The organism is Parabacteroides sp. AF14-59 (assembly GCF_003479515.1).
Taxonomy (GTDB): Bacteria; Bacteroidota; Bacteroidia; order Bacteroidales; family Tannerellaceae; genus Parabacteroides; species Parabacteroides faecis.
In genome coordinates this window covers 252,820-271,360 of sequence record NZ_QUHH01000003.1, presented here as the reverse complement: position 1 = coordinate 271,360, position 18,541 = coordinate 252,820, and the positions used below count along the sequence as shown (strand labels likewise).

The window sequence follows — 18,541 nt, the reverse complement described above, 5'->3', positions numbered from 1 at the left end:
GCTTCGCAAAATTAACAAATAAACACCACCAGAATCATGATGGCTGATTATTGTTTCACTTTTTTACGGCGATTCAACTCTGACTGTAGCATCTTTAGTTCACGACTGGTCTGCCCGGCAACTGAAGTATTTTCTTCTGCCCGACGAATCAGATAAGGCAGAACCTCTCTTACCGCAGCATAGGGCACATATTTCGTAACGTTATATTTTTCATGCGCCAGATTGAATGAGATATTATCACTCATTCCCAGCAACTGGGCAAAAAAGATACGGGGATCGTTCCTTTCAAGGCCTTTTTCATCTATCAGCTTTGCTAATTTATAATTACTTTCCTCATTATGTGTCCCCATAAACATTTCCAGATGATCCAGATGATCCATTGTGAAACGAACGGCTGCATCAAAATTCTCATCCGTCGCTTTTTTATCCTTACAGATCGGATCAGGATAACCTAAAGCTGCAGCACGGGCACGTTCGGCTTCCATATAAGCTCCACGTACAAACTTGACTCCGGCAATATACCCTTTTTCCGTGGCATCATCCAGGATACGGCGCAGGTAAGGCATGCGGTCGTGCCGGTACATCTGTAAAGTAGCAAATACGATAGCCCGTTTTTTATTATATTTCCGCATTGCTTCGTCAGTCAGTTCATCCAACGCATCCTGGAAACAGTAATCCTCGGCATCGACGATCAGGCGGACGTCATTTTCATAGGCCCGCTGACAAAATGCCATAAAACGTTCCTTGAATTCACGGAAAGCCTTTACCTCCTCGATGGTCAGTTCACTTCGTTTTTCGGATGCTTTGGCCAACAGTTCATCAGTTACAATAGTAGAAGGTTTGAATACAGCATACGCCAGGTTATCGTTTCCTTTTGCGAAATCGATCGAACGTATTGTCTCTTCAAATGTAGCCTGTATACCTTCGGGAGTCTGTTCTCCTTCGGCTGAGAAGTCGAGTGTTGAACGCACATTGAAGCGGCGAAGATGGTCGATTGCCCTCGTACAATCCTGCAAGGTCTCACCACCAACAAACTGTTTATACAACGTAGGCTTCACAGCCCATGCAAGAGGGAAATGAATTTTTAAAGCGATATTACTGGCGAAGCTGGCGCATTTTACCAACCACGGATATTTGATTGTGTTGAATAGTAAGTAAGCGTTTTTCAATTCGGACTGCGATTTGGATGAGAACGCAATCTCTGTATTATTAAAGTCTAACATAGCATTTGATTTTAAGAGTTAACAGATGACAATTGACAGATAACAGATAAACAGGTAATATATCATTAACCATTACCTGTCAACTGTCACTTGTCAATTGTCATCTGATATGTTATTTTTCTCCTAAGAACGGATAACCATAAGAAGTAGGCGGAACCAGAGCCTCTTTGATACAACGAGGATTCGTCCAGCGGATCAGGTTCAATGGACCACCTGCCTTATCGTTCGTACCGGAAGCTCTTGAACCACCGAACGGTTGCTGGGCAATAACGGCACCTGTCGGCTTATCGTTGATATAGAAGTTACCGGCTGCATAACGAAGCTTATTGAAAGCTGTATCGATAGCATACCGATCGCGTGCAAAGATAGAACCTGTCAGGCCATACGGAGAAGTGCGGTCACACAGTTCGAGTGTTTCTTCATATTTATCATCGTCATAGACATAGATCGTAATGACCGGACCAAAAATTTCTTCTACCATACTCTTGAACATCGGATCGGTCGTCTTGATAACTGTCGGTTCAACAAAATAACCGACCGATTTATCGCCATTACCTCCAAAGACAATCTCTGCATCCGGCGACTGTTTCGCATAATTGATATAGCTCATGATATTATCGAACGATGCCTCATCAATAACGGCATTGATAAAGTTCGTGAAGTCCTGTACATCTCCCATCTTGATCTCTTTCAACATATCGCCAACCTGGTCTTTCACATCTTTCCACATGGAAGCAGGTATATAGGCACGTGATCCGGCAGAACATTTCTGTCCCTGATATTCGAATGCACCGCGAACGATAGCCGTTGCTACGTCCGAAGACGGAGCTGAAGGATGAACAAAAATAAAATTCTTTCCACCTGTTTCACCGACAATCTTCGGATAAGATTTATAATGACCGAGGTTCTCACCCATCTGACGCCATAAGGTATTGAATGTAGCTGTCGAACCGGTGAAATGGAAACCTGCCAGATCGCGGCTACCTGTTACCACCTTACCGATCACACTGCCCTGGCCAGGGATAAAGTTGACAACACCATCCGGTAATCCGGCTTCCTGGAAGACTTTCATCAGCAGGTAATTCGAATGGATAGCTGTCGTAGACGGTTTCCATACAGCAACATTACCCATCATAGCCGGTCCCATATTCAGGTTACTGGCGATAGAGGTAAAGTTGAATGGTGTCAACGAGAACACGAAACCTTCCAGTGCACGATATTCCATCCGGTTCAGGATACCTGTTTCCGAATAAGGCTGGTCTGCATACACCTGGCTGGCATAGAATGTACTGAAGCGCAGGAAGTCGATCAACTCACAAGGAGCATCGATCTCTGCCTGGAACGGATTCTTGCTCTGGCCCAGCATGACGGAAGCATTCAACAGATAACGATATTTTGTGGCAAAGAGTTCCGCCACCCTCAACATAACGGACGCACGTTCTACCCAGGGCAGTTCCGACCAGTCTTTATGCGCTTTCATAGCGGCATCGATAGCCATTTGTACCTCTTTCTCACCTGCTTTATGGTAAGTAGCCAATACATGGTGATGATCATGTGGCATAACCACTTTACCGGTGTTACCCGTACGAACTTCTTTCCCTCCGATGATCAATGGAATATCCCATTCTTCATTCGACAGTTGTGCTAATGTTTTTTTCAGGGCTGCTTTTTCACTTGATCCGGGTGCATACGATTTTACCGGCTCATTAATTGGCTTAGGAAATCTAAAGATAGCGTTATCCATGTTGTTTTTAGTTTATGAATGGTTAATCAATGATTTTATCTATGCTGTAAACGTAATAAAATAATTTTAAATCAAACGGCTTAATGCGTTAAATTAGTTTTAATTGGACAAGTGTCTTTCTGCCGGACATATCAACATTTTCTTTACCATATCTGTTATTAGGATATAATCATCTTAAATGTATAAACTATGGCTATTAAAAGTGTTTGGATAGAAGAAGATTGTATCGCTTGTGGTACTTGCGAAGGTATATGTCCGGAAGTTTTTCATGTAACTGACCGTTCCCACGTAAATGAAGGGGTGAACTTCAACGATTTCGAAGAAGGGATCAAAGAAGCTGCTGAAAGCTGTCCGGTCAGCGTTATTAAATATGATTAAGTGAGAATGGATCACTCACCGTTTCACAGAGTAAAAAGCAGAGAGGTTATTCCATCCGGAGTAACCTCTTTTTCTGCCGGTACTTGCGGTTATTCCGATAAAAAACCGTATATTCACAAAAAAGATAAATGGGATGAAAAGAGCTGTTATATTTCCGGTATTCTGTCTTATTCTGCTTAGTTACTGTACGACTAAAACGGACAGGGCGGTCTCCGGCGGAGAAGCTCTTCCCGACTCTATAGCTATAGAAGCGGCAGAGGTAATCGATACGGTTCCCAAAGAGATCATCATAGAAAAAGAACTGCTCTATGACCAGCATACCTTGGCCGACACATATCCTTATAAAGACACGACACGGGAATTCCAGTGGGATAAAATAAAAGAACGCCTCTCCTGGCTGGAATCTATCCAGAAGAAACCGGCGACCTGGTCAGTCCTGCAGAATTACAGGAACAAAAACGGAGAAGCTCCGTTGGTAAAAAACTACCACAGGGATTCATATCGGCGCATTGCGGATTCTTTAGGTGTCGAACGTTTCCAGGGAATCCCTCTTTACCTGACGACAGATACCTCCGTTCCTGAACTCTACGGCAGAGACGGTGCCCTGGTTAAACATCTGGAAGATTACACGAATTTTACGAAAGTGACTTCCGTACATACCGGAAAGGAATGGATGATCCCTAAAAAATATATTAAGACCATTCCCGACACGATCGCATTCAGAAAAGCTATCTTCGTCGATACAAAGAATCAAAACATTGCGACATTGGAACAGGATGGCGATAAATGGCTGGTTAGAAGTATGAATCCTGCAACTACCGGGTTACACAGACCACCTTATGCCCAGGAAACACCTCCCGGCGTATATCTCGTCCAGGAAAAAAAACCCCGTATGATCTATTTGGTGGACGGGACAACAGAAACCGGAGGATTTGCGCCTTATGCCAGTCGCTTCACTAACGGAGGGTATATCCACGGCGTACCGGTCAATGCCCCACGTAAAACATTTATCGAATACAGCCCATCGCTAGGCACGACTCCCCGCTCCCACATGTGTGTCCGGAACGCCACTTCGCATGCTAAATTTATTTATGACTGGGCACCGGTTTATGAGGCACTCGTTTTTGTTTTCGATTAAAAATTCTAACTTTGCAGTCTGATTCACACAGACATGCACAAAATTTTCATCTACCTGCTCCTCCTGTTCATACCTGTGAATTTCTCCCAAATGAGAAGTTCAGAACCTGTCATGTATGAAATTTCAAGCTGTCGGCAATTATACCAGGAGATGCGACTGGAAGGGATCGTAAACTTCACGGCATTCGAACAGGCAATCGCCGGATATAATAAAATCGAAGAAAAGTCTAAAGAGATACTGACACTGGTCGATTTCAGCAAGCCTTCCACCGAAGAACGTTTTTACGTATTCGATATGAGACATAAAAAACTGTTATTCTCTTCACTTGTGTCACACGGAAAGAATAGCGGAGGAAATTACGCCACCTCTTTCTCCAACGAGAACGGTTCTCTCAAAAGTTCATTGGGATTCTTTCTGACAGAAAATACCTATCAGGGTAAAAACGGTTATTCGCTTGTCCTTAACGGACTGGAAAAAGGGATCAACGACCGCGCAAAAGAACGGGCGATCGTGATCCACGGAGCAGCTTACTCCAACCCCTCTGTCATAGCTTCATCCGGTCGCCTGGGACGCAGCTTCGGTTGCCCGGCATTGCCACAGGCTGTAAGCAAACCTATTATCAACACGATTAAAGGCGGTTCCCTACTTTTTATCTACGCTAATAATCAGTATTATCTGGCTTACAGCCCTATTTTATCCAAACAACAGGTTGCTTCCATGTAGATCATTCATCCCCGTGCTTAAACGGGATGTCGATCATCTCCGATTCCAGATGGCTTCCTGCTTTCTTATCGAAACTGATCTTAAAAGCATAAGCATATTCACACGGCTTCTCTGCCGGAACAGATAGTTTCAAACCTTGGTCGGTCTGCTTCCAGCTGATCTTCGCATCGGATCCCAACAACTTCACATCCAGTATCTTTGCATCGGCAACAGTAGTCTTATCCAGCGATTTTATTAAAACACCGGCCTTATCCCAATTCAGAACAATCGCATAAAGATCGTTTCCTTTGGTTGTAAAACGCATATCACGGGCGGTATAAGCGGTCGCTTCATTATCCGTGAAGGTACCGGCAGTACCGGCAATATCTCCTTCTCCTGATTTTATCCAGCAACGAGTTCCGTAGATCGCTTCTCCGTTCACTTTCAGCCAATCACCGATAGAAAGCAACACTGATTTTTGTTCTTCCGTAATCGTTCCGTCCGCACGGGGACCGATATTCAGTAACAGGTTACCGTTTTTACTGACAATATCGATCAGGTCGTGTACAATCTGTTCCGGGGTTTTATTCTCTTCACCATCGGTATAACACCACGAATGTTTACCGACGGAAGTATCTGTTTGCCAGGGATATTTACGCATCTTATCCAATTTACCACGCTCTACGTCGCCAACCTGGATATTTGTCGGGTAACCATGCTTGGTATTTACCACAACACCTCTTCCCCAATCTATCGAATTATTATAATAGTAAGCCATAAACTTGTTGAAGTAAGGACGTATAACCGGATTATTCACTGTCCAGTCAAACCAGATCAACTGAGGCTGATACTTATCTATCAGTTCATGAGTATGTGCCAAGAAGTCCAGACCGACCTCATCCGTATATTTCTCCTGTTCCAGTCGACGGCCATATAGAGAGACCGACTTATCCTGCACATCCGAAGGAAACTCCATTCCTCCATTGTAAAACCAGGAGTTTTCCAGCCGGTGGCTCGACAGGCCGAAAACAAGTCCTTTCTTCTCGGTCGCTTTCTTCAACAAACCGATAATATCTTTCTTTGGTCCCATCTTTACGGCATTCCACGGATTCAGATCGCTGTCATACATAGCAAAACCGTCATGATGCTCCGCAACAGGTACCACATATTTTGCACCGGCAGCCTTGAACAACGACACCCATTCATCCGCATTAAACTTCTCCGCCCCGAACATCGGTATAAAGTCTTTATAACCGAACTTTACATGATCGCCGTATTTTTCAATATGGTGCTTATATTCCTTAGAATCTTTCTGATACATATTTCTCGGATACCATTCATTTACATAGGCCGGAACTGCATAAACACCCCAATGGATAAATATACCGAACTTTGCATCCGAAAACCATGTAGGAAACTGGTAATTCTCACCCATATTTTCCCAGTTATCCTGAAACACAGCCGTCCCCTTCGGAGAGGCTACCGAAAGAACATCCTTTGCCGGTGTACCGGCCTGCTTGCATGACATAAGTAAGGATAATGCAATGAATAGAAAAGAAGTGTGCTTGCCCATAAGATTAACAGATTAAATTAGATATACAAAAGAACTATTATTAATATGAAATGAGTGATACAAAAAAGAGAAGGAATAACACGATTTCGACATTTTATCATTCATACCCGGAATAGTATAGTTATTTTCCATAAAAAAACTCTATCTTGCAAACGTTAAACAAAAGAGATAGAACACACTTACATAACAATTTAAATCTAATAAGTAACAATGATGAGTAAAGTACTAAATGCTCTGCCGGTAATATTACTGACCCTTATAACATTACCGATATCGGCACAATCTGAATTTTACGTTGCCGAGACAGGCAAAGACACAGGCGACGGAAGTTTAAGGAATCCGTTGAACAGTATCCCTGCCGCTTTGGAAAAGGCTCGGACGGAAAAAGGAGACGTGGTCATTTATATCCGGGAAGGGAAATATATTCTTGACAAACCGGTCGTATTCACCCCGCAGGATGGAAACGACAGCCGGCAACTCTCCGTAAAAGCCTACCCGGGAGAAAAAGTAATCCTCTCTTCAGGTATCCCTTTAACCCTAAAATGGGAACCTTATAAAAAAGGAATTATGAAAGCCAAAATAGATGGTAACCCCGTAATGGATATGCTGGTTGCAGACGGCCAGCTCCGCCACATGGCCCGTTACCCGAACTTCGATGAAAAAGCAGTCCGTTTCAATGGAACATCAGCTCAGGCTACCGCTCCCGAACGGGTCAAAAAATGGAAAAATCCCACTGGAGGATATCTGCACGCCATGCACAATCATGACTGGGGTGACTTCCATTACTGCATTACTGGGAAAAATAAGAAAGGAGAATTAGAGATGGAAGGAGGCTGGCAAAATAACCGCCAGTCCGGTCTTCACCCGGATAACCGGATGGTGGAAAATATATTTGAAGAACTCGATGCTCCGGGCGAATGGTATTATGCTGCCGGTGAACATACATTATATTACTATCCATTGGAAGGCGAAAATGTATCTAAAGTACTTTTCGAATCTCCTCAACTCAAACACCTGATCGAATTTCGGGGAACAGAAGCCACCCCAGTAAAGAATATCACACTGGAAGGTTTGGAATTGACACAAACACTGCGTACGTTCATGGAACCGTATGAACAACTGCTCCGCTCGGACTGGACGGTCTACCGGGGAGCTGCCGTATTCTTTGAAGGAACCGAGTATTGTGCATTACGCAACTGTTACTTGCATAACCTGGGAGGAAATGCTATTTTCTTTTCCAATTATAACCGTCATTCAGAAGTATCCGGTTCTCATCTCACCCGGATCGGTGCCAGTGCCATTTGTTTTGTCGGTGATCCGGATGCGGTCCGTTCACCGAGTTTTGAATACGGAGAATTTATTCCATACGAACAACTGGATCATACCAAAGGCCCCAAAAGCAATGACTATCCGGCTCAATGCCTGGTATACGATAACCTGATCCACTCGATCGGCCTGTTTGAAAAACAGATCACCGGAGTTGAACTATCCATGTCGCAAGCTATCACCGTCAGCCACAACAGTATCTACGACACCCCCCGCGCCGGAATCAATATCAGCGAGGGGACATGGGGTGGACATATCCTGGAATTTAACGATATTTTCGATACGGTGAAAGAAACCGGCGACCATGGTTCTTTCAATTCCTGGGGACGTGACCGTTACTGGCATCCAAGCTACAAAACAATGGAATCCATCGTAGCCAAAGACCCGGCCCTTATTCTGGCGGATGCTGTCCGGACGACCGTAATCAGAAATAACCGTTTCCGCTGTGACAGGGGTTGGGATATCGATCTAGACGACGGTTCCAGTAATTACCACATATATAACAACCTATGCCTCAACGGAGGAATCAAGCTACGGGAAGGTTTTTACCGTGTAGTAGAAAACAACATCATGGTCAATAACTCTTTCCATCCGCATGTCTGGTTTATAAACAGCGGCGATGTCTTTACACGCAATATCGTCATGACAGAATACAAACCGATCGGTGTACGGGAATGGGGATTGATGGTAGACTATAATATTTTCACTGATAGCCTCTCCTGTACCACCGCCCGAAAAAACAAAACGGATGAACACTCCATTGTGACTTCCGTACAATTCAGTAATCCATCAGAAGGAGATTTTACCGTTGCCGATGATTCCGAAGCCATAACCAAAGGTGGCTTCCGCAATTTTGTTATGGACCAGTTCGGAGTGGTCTCTCCTCGTTTGAAAGCGATCGCACATACTCCCAAAATGCCTACTCCCATCATCATCGCCACTCATGCAGACGACGAAGTAATCAACTGGAGCGGGGCAACGATCAAAAGCCTGCAAACGCTCGGTGAACGGTCGGCAACAGGAATGGACTCAGAACGGGGAGTATATGTAGTATCGGTCAATGCTCTAGGCGGTAAACTACGGGATTATATCCGTCCGAATGACGTGATCCTGAAAATAGGAACTATCACCGTCAACAACCTGAAAGAAATGCAGGATGCTCTTCAGAAGATCGATAAGTCGAAAGATATCGAATTTATTATCTTCCGGACACAAAAAGAAAACAAAATCGTTATCCCCGGCAAGTTACTGGACTAACCGGATTATAGTCAAAGGAAGATGAAGGAAAAAGAGAATACAGACCTGATCCTGCTGAATATCGGATATGCGGTTCACCGTGCCGACTGGAATTACAAAAATGTAAACAGTCCGTTCGCCCGCATTTATCTGGTCAGGCAAGGCATAGCCAAACTGCATTTACAGGATCAGGTCCAGTCTCTTACCCCCGGACATCTTTACCTGATTCCTCCATTCACGCTGCATAGTTATGAATGCGACGATTTCTATACATTATATTATATACATATTTATGAGAACCCGCTATCCAACCAACGTATCCTGGAAGATTATATTTTTCCGGTGGAAGTGGATGCGACCCCGCTGGACAGTCAACTGGTGGAACAACTGGCCGACATCAATCCCGGAAGAAACCTGAAAGAATACGATCCTTCCAACTACGACAATTCTTCCACCCTGATGCAAAACATCCTGCTTCACACTAAAAACCCGACCTATACCATGATGGAAACACAGGGAATTTTGCTTCAACTATTGTCACGTTTTATGAAAGAGGCGACACACAAATATGAGATTACCGATAACCGGATACGAAAAACGATCCGGTATATCCGTAAAAACATCGACAAGAACATAACCATCGATGAACTGACCGAGATTTGTTGCCTCTCTAAAGACCATTTCATCCGGCTTTTCAAAGAGGAAATACACGTCACTCCGGTACAGTACATCAACCAAAAGAAAATAGAAAAAGCCCAGTTGTTGATTATCACCGACAATCGTCCGGTCAAAGACATAGCTTATACACTTTCTTTCGAGAACGTATCTTATTTCAACCGGCTTTTCAAAAGATACACGGGGCTGACTCCTGTCATGTATAAAAGTAAATTATAAGTTATTCGTACAAATGGAAAATACGTTCCATCAACTGCCATTTTTCGGCAGAACTGGCATTCGGATCAGCTTGTTGGAAAACCGACATATATTCTTCCCATTCAGCCTGTCGCGGTAAACCCGCCAAACGAGCGAAAGCTGTATCCCAATCAAAATCAGCCGGAGTCTCCACGATCATGAACAATCGGTTCCCGCACAGATAAATTTCCATTTCCAATATCCCGACGCTCTTGATCCCTTCGCCTATTTCAGGCCAGTGACATGCTTGTCCATGTCTTTTCTTATATTCTTCGATCAATTCCGGATCGTCTTTCAAATCCAGCGTCTGGCAATAACGCTTGGTAGGAAAATCATATCGCTTGCTTTTGTATCCATTCTTTTTATCTTCCATAAACTGTATTATTTAATAAAATCATCCGACAGGAATGATTCGAATACAAATAAAGCAATTATTATGCTACCGGAATAATATTATTCCGGCAAGGGATAAAACGATATCGATACAAGCAACGTGAAATACGGATCAAAATAGCTATCTTTACCCGCTTATAAAAATAAAATAAAATGAAGATAACCTCCCCTCGCATAACTAAAATATTAAAAGAAGACGGTTCACTTGACGAAACACTCCTGCTGGCAGGAGAAGACGTGACAGAATATTCTTTCAGGAATCAAAGGCTATTCGAAGTTAAAACGGAAAATATCAGCATGCAATCCTGCCTGTTCACCAACTGCCTGCTGATCGGTTGCAGCATAAAAAAGTCGCAGTTCAGTGATATTATCTTCAGAAACTGCGACTTATCAAATGTCAATTTCTCCGGCTCAGGTTTTCACCGGATCGAATTTATCGAATGCAAACTGATCGGTACTAATTTTTCCGAATCAGCTTTAAATCATACGGTTTTCACCAACTGTAAAGCCGAATATCTGAATCTTACCATGAGCAAACTGAAATACGTCAGCTTCGATCAGTGTGATCTTCGGAACAGTTCTCTTGAAAATTGCCAGTTTGCCAGTGTAAACTTCAATGCCAGTGATCTCAAAGAAGCGGAATTTTACCGTACGCCCTTAAAAGGTACCGACTTCAGCAACTGCGACATATCCGGCATCCGAATAAGTCCCATAGTCGGTTGTGAGTTACGCGGAGCTACCGTCACATCTTTACAAGCACTCGAACTAGCCCATCTACTGGGGGTGACTATCAAAGGATAATCTTCATTTTCAAACTGATTATCTTGCATATTCCTGATGTCTTTTAAGCCAGGCGACTGCATAAGAGCAGACAGCCCGAGGTTTCAACTGATTTTCTAACGCATAGTCGAAAGCCGCTTTCACCAAAGAGGCGGCTATCCCCTGACCTTCGAGAGGCTCCGGCACTATCGTGTGGATAATATCCAGATTATTGCCAACAAGCCTGTACTGCACAAAGGCAGTTAAACCATCCTGCTTTAATTCAAAGCGCAACTTTTCAGGATAGTGAATAATATCATATTCCATAATTCTATTTTTTATCTTCAATACAACACCCTATATTGTTAAAACAGTTCAGTCCGGGATTAGTTCACTGTCTGGTTCATTTTGTCCGGAAACTTTTACCTCTTGCCGGTTCTTCTTTTTAGGATGGAAAAAGTTCTTCACTTTTGTAAAAAATCCAGTCACTCCCTTGGCCACATCCTGTGCCTTTTTAGAGACACCCACCGATTCTGTCAGTGCCGGACGAAGGATCTGCCATAAATAATTGAATGTAGAATGGTATGGATCACGCTCTATGCTTAATTGGGAATAACGAGGCCGGTGCGTACCCTGCTCAGGATGATCAGGATTATCATGTTTCAGTACCAGATTGGCCAGGCGGGAGAGAAATTTATTATCGATCACTTCACCGTTTTTTTCCTTCATTATCTCTGCTTTCAAATCTCTGTAAAGGAATAACATCTCGACTGTCGCTCCTTTTGTTGAAGCTTCCGTACTGAATGTGAAGTCAGTCAGCCTGCCGCTCTCTACCTTAGCAAAAGCCAGGGGAGTGATCAATTCGTTCAGCGCAGTCAGGTCAAAGTCTGCCAGATGTGCATCCAGAAGGAAACGGTCATTCAGGGAATCGACCGGAAGCATCCAGGTAGCGGTAAAATAGCCTTTGCCCATCAATTTGCCGTTCGCATCCAGACGGATATATTGATCCGACCGGGAGGCTATATTGGTAAAACCTGAAAATTTACCGTTCATTTCCGTGAAAAAGAGTTTACCCGGTTGTATCCCTTTTTTCGATAATTCTTCGTAGACAACGGTTAGGTTATTCACACCAAGACTGTCGATAGCCACTTTCACCGGAGCCTTCTGCAAACCGGAATAGATCATCGGTACAATATGGCGGGGAACAGCAATCTGCTGATTCTTGAAGTTTTGAAGTTCTGCATCGTCGATCTGCACCTCTTTTATCCGGACTATCTGTTCCGAAAAGTAAGCAGGTAAATCAATTCCCGATAATCCCAGTTTACCGACTTTAATATCGAACCAATCCTGATGCTTAGGCTGGCGATAAGCAAATTCCATCTTCGGATAGGTAGAAACCAGATGGATATTTTCCAAGTTCAGATCGGTATTATCCAGATTAACCTTTCCTATCTTCAACGTATAAAAACCATTATCCAACGGGAATGCCAGATCCCGGGTATCGAAGCGGACGGTTTTCAATCCAAATATCCGGTCCTTTGTATTGAGATGCAATCCTTCCAAAAACAGGCTTGCGGTATCATGATCCCATACAGCATTGGAAATATTCAGTTTCCCCAGTGAAAGATCAGGAGTGAAACGGTTGACTGCTTCATAGATATCATTCGATATGATCAGGGGAGATTTCTTTTTTACCTTTATCGTATCAGGTGAGTTTCCGGCCTGATAGCGGATAACTGGTTCAGACAGATCTATCGAACCGACAGAAAAATGCAAGCTATCCCAGGCAATCTTACCAATTTCCAAATCATGGAGTGTGAGATGCAATAAACTACCATCCTTTTTCAACATTCGTATATCAGGCGATTCGACATGTAGGGAGGCTGCATCCAGATGTTGAAGCAACTTTTGAGGCAAATGGCTCAATCCTGTAGCATAGACCATCGGAGTTTCTACACTAATATATGAATCCGCCCCCAACAGCCATAAAGAATCCTGTGGAAGCAGTTTCACGTCCTGCAAACTCAATACACCTTTTGATGTTGAGAAATTTCCTTTCCGCACAGCCAGGCGATAGGCTTTACCCGGTAAATAATTATCGAAATCGCTGAAATTAAAACCGAAATGATCGCAGGCAAAGAATAGGCTGCCGCTCCGGTTTGTACTGTCATTCACCAGAAAACGGGTTGCATAAAAATTAAAATCTTTCAATTTGTAGACAACCGGATCAGGAACACTCCGGTCATTCAACGTAACATAGGCATGATTCAGATCGATCCGCTTGATAGACAAATATTGCAATAAAGGATTCAGGATACTTTCAACATCTGCCCTCGGATCGACCGGCGCTTTCACTTCTTTATTCTTTTTCGCATAAGACGGTGATTTATAATAATAAATTACCGGACGGTCTATCTTGAACAGGTCGGCACTGATCCCTTTGTCATAAAGTAAACCTTTCATAGCCAATGTGTCAATACTGCCGGACATATAATCTTTCCGGGAGTTGACCGATATCGGTTTCAAACGAATTTTCTCGATACTGAAATCTCCGGACTCTGTATCCAACGCCATACGTTCGACATCGAAACGATGATTGCGTGCCGTCATATTTCCACTGATACCGGTTGCTTCAAAAGCAAAGTTTTGAGAATACCACAATCCGTGTTTCTCTTCGGCAAGCGAATCGATCAGAAAACCGGTTGCCTGGAAATTAAAATTATCCAGTTTATAGACTTCCACCGAATCTTTCACTGCTTGCGAATAGGTTACTTTCGCGGCATCGATCCCTATTGTTTTTATTGAAACGCTATGAAGCACCGGTGAAATAATATCATAAAGCGACAAGGCCTGTACCAGGGAATCGGTATCGATCTTCGCTGCACCGTCAACCGGTTTATTAACCTCCGAATCATTGCCAGCCAGGTTAAAGATTTGAATATCCGATGAAGATATTTCAAACGAACGCGCCGTCAGATAATTCAGCGCTTCCTCCCGTTTAAAATGAACACCGTTGACCTCTACGGTTTTGACCTGTGCATCGACATAACTGTCCGGGCGTTGCTTATTTTCCGTCCACAAACTATCCTGTGGGATCAAACGTATCTTCTCTATATAAATAATCGAGTCCTGCGTGCTGAGTTTTATGCTGTCAGTCCGGAGAAGAAAGTCGTTGTTAGCTAGCAGAGTCTGCGGTTGGTTCGTGACAAACTCGAAGTTATCACAGTAAAGTAACTTACCACTCTGTGATGAATTTTTATCCAGTAAAAAACCGTATGCACGGAAACTGACATCGTCCAGCCCGTAAACAATCGGTGTGACAGGATTCTCGACAGTATAAAAAACGCTGGCATCAGACAGGTTCAGTGTCCTTACACTTAAGACATTAATATAAGGGGAGATCACTTCATATAAAGATTTCGTTTCAGCATGCCGTATCTTTTTCTCCATACGCCCCGAGTAATAAGAGTCAAACACTTCTATCCGAGGATCTTTTATCTCGAACGAGTTAAAATGAAGTTCTTTATAGCTCCAACGCCAGGTCAGGTTCACACCTTTGAAGTCTATCACGCCGATCTCTGCCTTCACATATGTACGGGGAAGGCTGTCGATAGCTTTCCATTGTTGAAACACAGTCGAGTCAGGCATCAACCTGACACCTTCAATCTTTAGTTCTCCTTTCACGAAACCGATAGACAGGTCATCGAATATCAGATTGTAAAAACCATCTGTAGCTTCAGCTGTTCGCTGACTCAGTTCTACTTTCAGATATCTCTCCAGGCGATTGCTCAGATAGAGGTTCAGGATCGTAAGAAGCACAGCCAGCAATCCGATTGCCGGGAAAATATATTTTACTATTTTCTTTTTCCGCCCCATATCTTATTAAAACATTATCTGATAAAGTAAAGACTCTATAAATTAAAACAAGATAACAGATATTATGTTTAAGTTTCTTAGGCAACTGTAAGCTTTGCCATCCTATTGACAGAGCCCTGCCATCCTATTGGCAAAAGTTTGCCACGCCTATGGCAAAACATTGCATCTTAAATGACATAACACAGTCAAAGGGGAGATACAATCGCATTTACGATAAGACACTGTAGACCAGCACAAAGGCTGGAAACACTTCATAGTTTAAAGTATAAGACAAGGTTTCCGGCGTCCGGGTTTCGTAAGCACGGATTTGCCCCGAGTTTGCATAAGTAAAAGGTTCGACATGCAGATGTTTAATAAAGTCGACATCCTGCTGGCGGATCATCTTAAATAAGGCTTCTTTGACACACCAGTGAATGAGCAGATGTTCCACCACATGGTCAGGACAAACGGATGCATCTTCTTCCGGAGACATAAAACGGCTACGGATCTTCAACACACGATTGGAATGATATTCAATATCTATGCCGGCAGTCTCCTGATCCTGCAACAGCACTGCCGCATAACCGTTTGTATGGGAAATACTCAGGGAAAGAGACGAACCGGGCAAGTAAGGAGCACCATCGTCATGATAAGCGATCAGCAACTCCTCTCCTATCAACTCTTTCAGAAGAACACGTGACGCCAGCCATTCCTGACGACGTTTTTCCGTTTTTATCCCTTGCAGAAAAGGGAGGTATTCAGATTGTAATCCCAGCATAGCGAGCAATTCATCCGAACTTTCTTCGATCTTCCACACACCCAATAACGGTTCTGTATGTTTGAACAGGAGAGGCATTATTTTTTCCAGCTAAAAGATTGTATCAACTCTATAATATCTTTCCGCAGATAATCTGTTACGGGAGCCAGCGAATCGGCATTCGGCACGCAATCATAATACAAAGCACCACGAAAGAAATTTGAAATACTGTCGGTCAGCATGAACTGAACAGGAGAAGCAGCTTCTCCACCCAACAGAAACAGAGAGCCGTAAACCCGTTCTTCCGAATTACTATATTCCTGCACCTTTACCTCATTCGCCGTTTTTATCTGACGGGAAACCAGCGAACGGGATTCACTCGCGGCGACCGGTAAAGTAGCCGGTGTTACCGGCAAATAACTGCAATAAATCTTTACTCCCAGAGATGGATAAGATAAATTAATCCATCCTTCCGGACTTCCGGCTTCCGGCAACTCGACAGTAGCCAGTTGGGATACATTAAAAGAATAAGGCAAACTGTCCAACGACAAAACCTGATAACGCGCCGCAGGTGGTTCGATACGAAAATAACCACGTGGTTTCGGCGTATAATCCGTACAAGACGAACCAATCAGGAGATACAGGAAAAGCGCAACGGACAGTACTCGCTTCATCAGTCCTCCCCTTTTTTCACTGTATCCGTAATACAGTTAAATTTTACTTTCAGGATTCTTCTGTTGTCCATTTCCAGTACCTGGAAACGATACTTTCCATAATCCAGGATCTCCCTGCGACGTGGAAAGTCACCCTTTATTTCCAGTAAAAGTCCGGCTAATGTTTCTACATCTTCGGTCAGTTTTCCAAATTCCGTCGGATCGACATTGATCACACGAAAGAAATCGGTTAATAATATCTTAGCTTCGAAGATCAGGCTTCCATCCGCCAAACGGACAAACTGCTTTTCATCATCATCGTATTCATCCGATATTTCTCCGACAATTTCCTCCAGAATATCTTCCATCGTCACAATACCGGACGTACCACCAAACTCATCCACAACGATTGCCATATGGATCTTATTCGTACGGAATTCTTCCAGCAGGTCGTCGATCTTTTTGGTTTCAGGAACAAAGTAAGCCGGACGGATCAGGCTTTGCCAACGGAATGTATCCGGTTTATCAATATAAGGAAGCAAGTCTTTTATATAAAGGATACCTTTGATATTATCTTCCGAATCTGCATACACCGGAATTCGTGAGTAACCTGATTTGATAATAAAATCTATGACATTACGAAAGCTGGTCTTTATCTCCAGATCCTCCATATCCAATCTCGGTGTCATGATCTCATCGGCTGTTTTATTATAAAATTTGATGATCTCGGCCAGCATCTCTTTCTCTTCCGGAATCTCTTTAGATGTCAACTCCAACGCTTTGGATAACTCGTCGACCGACAAGTCATATTTCTTCTTTACCAATGCCTTGTTGATAATAGATGTAGAATTTACCAGCACGGTCGAAAGCGGGCGACAGATACGTTCCACCATGTTCAACACGGAAGCCGAACGACGGACAAAGCGAAGTGAATTTTTTTGTGCATAGATCTTAGGCATGATCTCGCCAAAAAGTAAAAGCAAAAAGGTCAGTACGATCGTTTCAAGAACAAAACCCAAAACCGGGACAGCCGAGAAATTGATCAAAGAATTGATGCCGTAAGTACAAAGCATGACCACGGCTACGTTCACAAAGTTATTGGCAATCAAAATAGCCGCCAGTAAATATTCGGAGCGGTCCAGTAATTTCCGGATAAGCGGATCTGAAGGCGAATTCTCCTCCCGGATGTCGTTGATATCACCCGGGGTAAGAGAAAAAAATGCCACTTCTGAAGCCGATACGAAACCGGACACTAACAGCAGTAAACAAGCAAGGCTTAATGCTATAACAGGACCTGCTGTAAGTGCCTGCATAGTTACCTGGTCAAATAAGCCCGATAAATAATAGTCTGAGTCCAAGGGGAACCGTATTAGTTAAACAATATCAGAACGGAAGATCATCCGCACTGTTTGATTCTGATGAAATATCCGGTTGCGCCGGCTGCTGATAAGAAGTCGTCTGTTGTGCCTGTCCTCCCTGCTGGAAACCGGTTCCGGCATTCGTTGTCGTACCATCGGCTGGCCGTGTACCTGTATTATAAAATTCAATACGGTCCGCATGAATTTCGGTAACATAACGCTTCACGCCACTCTGGTCGTCATAACTGCGGGTACGGATCTTACCTTCCACGTAAACACCTGAACCTTTCTTCACCCATTTTTCTACAAAAGCAACCTGGTCGCGGCGGACAACAATATTGTGCCATTCCGTTCTTTCCGGAACAACCGTACCATTAGCCAGTGTATAACCTCTTTCAGATGTTGCTAAAGGGAAGTTTGCAACAGCCGTACCGCTGTCGAAATAACGAACGTCGGGATCTTTACCCACGTTACCGATCAATATGACTTTATTCAATGACATAGTAGTAATTCTTTTAATATCTTACAAAGAAA

Annotated in this window: 16 protein-coding genes; 6 read left to right on the top strand and 10 right to left on the bottom strand. The window is 43.5% G+C overall.

The features are described 5' to 3' along the window. Positions 1-47: 47 nt before the first annotated feature. The gene (locus DWW23_RS05195) at positions 48-1,223 is read right to left on the bottom strand and encodes a proline dehydrogenase family protein (protein ID WP_122352207.1); all 1,176 of its coding nucleotides are present in this window, start codon (positions 1,221-1,223) and stop codon (positions 48-50) included. Between the two features lie 112 nt (positions 1,224-1,335). Further along, complete coding sequence (gene pruA, locus DWW23_RS05190) at positions 1,336-2,967, bottom strand: L-glutamate gamma-semialdehyde dehydrogenase (protein ID WP_122352206.1); 1,632 nt, start codon at positions 2,965-2,967, stop codon at positions 1,336-1,338. 189 nt (positions 2,968-3,156) lie between these two features. On the opposite strand from pruA, the gene DWW23_RS05185 reads away from it, so the two are divergent. The 3 genes from DWW23_RS05185 to DWW23_RS05175 all read left to right on the top strand — a co-directional run bounded on the left by DWW23_RS05185 (position 3,157) and on the right by DWW23_RS05175 (position 5,206). Continuing rightward, positions 3,157-3,345 carry a ferredoxin gene (locus DWW23_RS05185; RefSeq protein ID WP_122352205.1) on the top strand — a complete coding sequence of 63 codons (189 nt, stop codon included), beginning with the start codon at positions 3,157-3,159 and terminating at the stop codon, positions 3,343-3,345. Positions 3,346-3,478: 133 nt separating this feature from the next. Continuing rightward, a complete protein-coding gene (locus DWW23_RS05180; protein WP_122352204.1) occupies positions 3,479-4,483 on the top strand; it encodes a L,D-transpeptidase in 1,005 nt (334 codons plus the stop codon). A 90-nt stretch (positions 4,484-4,573) separates the two neighbouring features. Further along, entirely contained in the window at positions 4,574-5,206 is a 633-nt protein-coding gene (locus DWW23_RS05175; RefSeq protein ID WP_122352360.1) for a murein L,D-transpeptidase catalytic domain family protein, read from the top strand. A 1-nt stretch (position 5,207) separates the two neighbouring features. On the opposite strand, the gene DWW23_RS05170 is transcribed toward DWW23_RS05175, so the two are convergent. Then, the gene (locus DWW23_RS05170; RefSeq protein WP_122352203.1) at positions 5,208-6,758 is read right to left on the bottom strand and encodes an alpha-L-fucosidase; all 1,551 of its coding nucleotides are present in this window, start codon (positions 6,756-6,758) and stop codon (positions 5,208-5,210) included. 210 nt (positions 6,759-6,968) lie between these two features. Here DWW23_RS05170 and DWW23_RS05165 point away from each other — a divergent pair, with 210 nt between their 5' ends. After that, on the top strand, positions 6,969-9,341 hold the full coding sequence (locus DWW23_RS05165; RefSeq protein WP_122352202.1) for a right-handed parallel beta-helix repeat-containing protein: 2,373 nt from the start codon (positions 6,969-6,971) through the stop codon (positions 9,339-9,341). A 21-nt stretch (positions 9,342-9,362) separates the two neighbouring features. After that, on the top strand, positions 9,363-10,214 hold the full coding sequence (locus DWW23_RS05160) for an AraC family transcriptional regulator (RefSeq protein ID WP_122352201.1): 852 nt from the start codon (positions 9,363-9,365) through the stop codon (positions 10,212-10,214). Between the two features lies 1 nt (position 10,215). On the opposite strand, the gene DWW23_RS05155 is transcribed toward DWW23_RS05160, so the two are convergent. Next, positions 10,216-10,605 (bottom strand): L-rhamnose mutarotase, encoded by a 390-nt coding sequence (locus DWW23_RS05155; RefSeq protein ID WP_122352200.1) that lies wholly within the window; start codon positions 10,603-10,605, stop codon positions 10,216-10,218. 173 nt (positions 10,606-10,778) lie between these two features. Between DWW23_RS05155 and DWW23_RS05150 the strand changes: the two genes are divergently transcribed. Then, a complete protein-coding gene (locus DWW23_RS05150) occupies positions 10,779-11,426 on the top strand; it encodes a pentapeptide repeat-containing protein (RefSeq protein WP_122352199.1) in 648 nt (215 codons plus the stop codon). Positions 11,427-11,444: 18 nt separating this feature from the next. Here the strand turns inward: DWW23_RS05150 and DWW23_RS05145 are convergent, their stop codons facing one another. The 6 genes from DWW23_RS05145 to DWW23_RS05120 form a co-directional block, all read right to left on the bottom strand. Continuing rightward, positions 11,445-11,711, bottom strand: a complete 267-nt coding sequence (locus DWW23_RS05145) for a GNAT family N-acetyltransferase (protein WP_122352198.1) — start codon at positions 11,709-11,711, stop codon at positions 11,445-11,447. Positions 11,712-11,759: 48 nt separating this feature from the next. Then, positions 11,760-15,260 carry a DUF748 domain-containing protein gene (locus DWW23_RS05140; RefSeq protein ID WP_122352197.1) on the bottom strand — a complete coding sequence of 1,167 codons (3,501 nt, stop codon included), beginning with the start codon at positions 15,258-15,260 and terminating at the stop codon, positions 11,760-11,762. 208 nt (positions 15,261-15,468) lie between these two features. After that, complete coding sequence (locus tag DWW23_RS05135) at positions 15,469-16,095, bottom strand: 4'-phosphopantetheinyl transferase superfamily protein (protein WP_122352196.1); 627 nt, start codon at positions 16,093-16,095, stop codon at positions 15,469-15,471. After that, positions 16,095-16,670, bottom strand: a complete 576-nt coding sequence (locus tag DWW23_RS05130) for a gliding motility protein GldD (RefSeq protein ID WP_122352195.1) — start codon at positions 16,668-16,670, stop codon at positions 16,095-16,097. Before DWW23_RS05130 ends, DWW23_RS05135 begins: the two co-directional genes overlap by 1 nt. Then, the gene (gldE, locus tag DWW23_RS05125) at positions 16,670-18,007 is read right to left on the bottom strand and encodes a gliding motility-associated protein GldE (RefSeq protein WP_122352194.1); all 1,338 of its coding nucleotides are present in this window, start codon (positions 18,005-18,007) and stop codon (positions 16,670-16,672) included. Before gldE ends, DWW23_RS05130 begins: the two co-directional genes overlap by 1 nt. A 25-nt stretch (positions 18,008-18,032) precedes the next feature. Continuing rightward, the gene (locus DWW23_RS05120) at positions 18,033-18,509 is read right to left on the bottom strand and encodes a single-stranded DNA-binding protein (RefSeq protein ID WP_122352193.1); all 477 of its coding nucleotides are present in this window, start codon (positions 18,507-18,509) and stop codon (positions 18,033-18,035) included. Between the last annotated feature and the right edge of the window lie 32 nt (positions 18,510-18,541).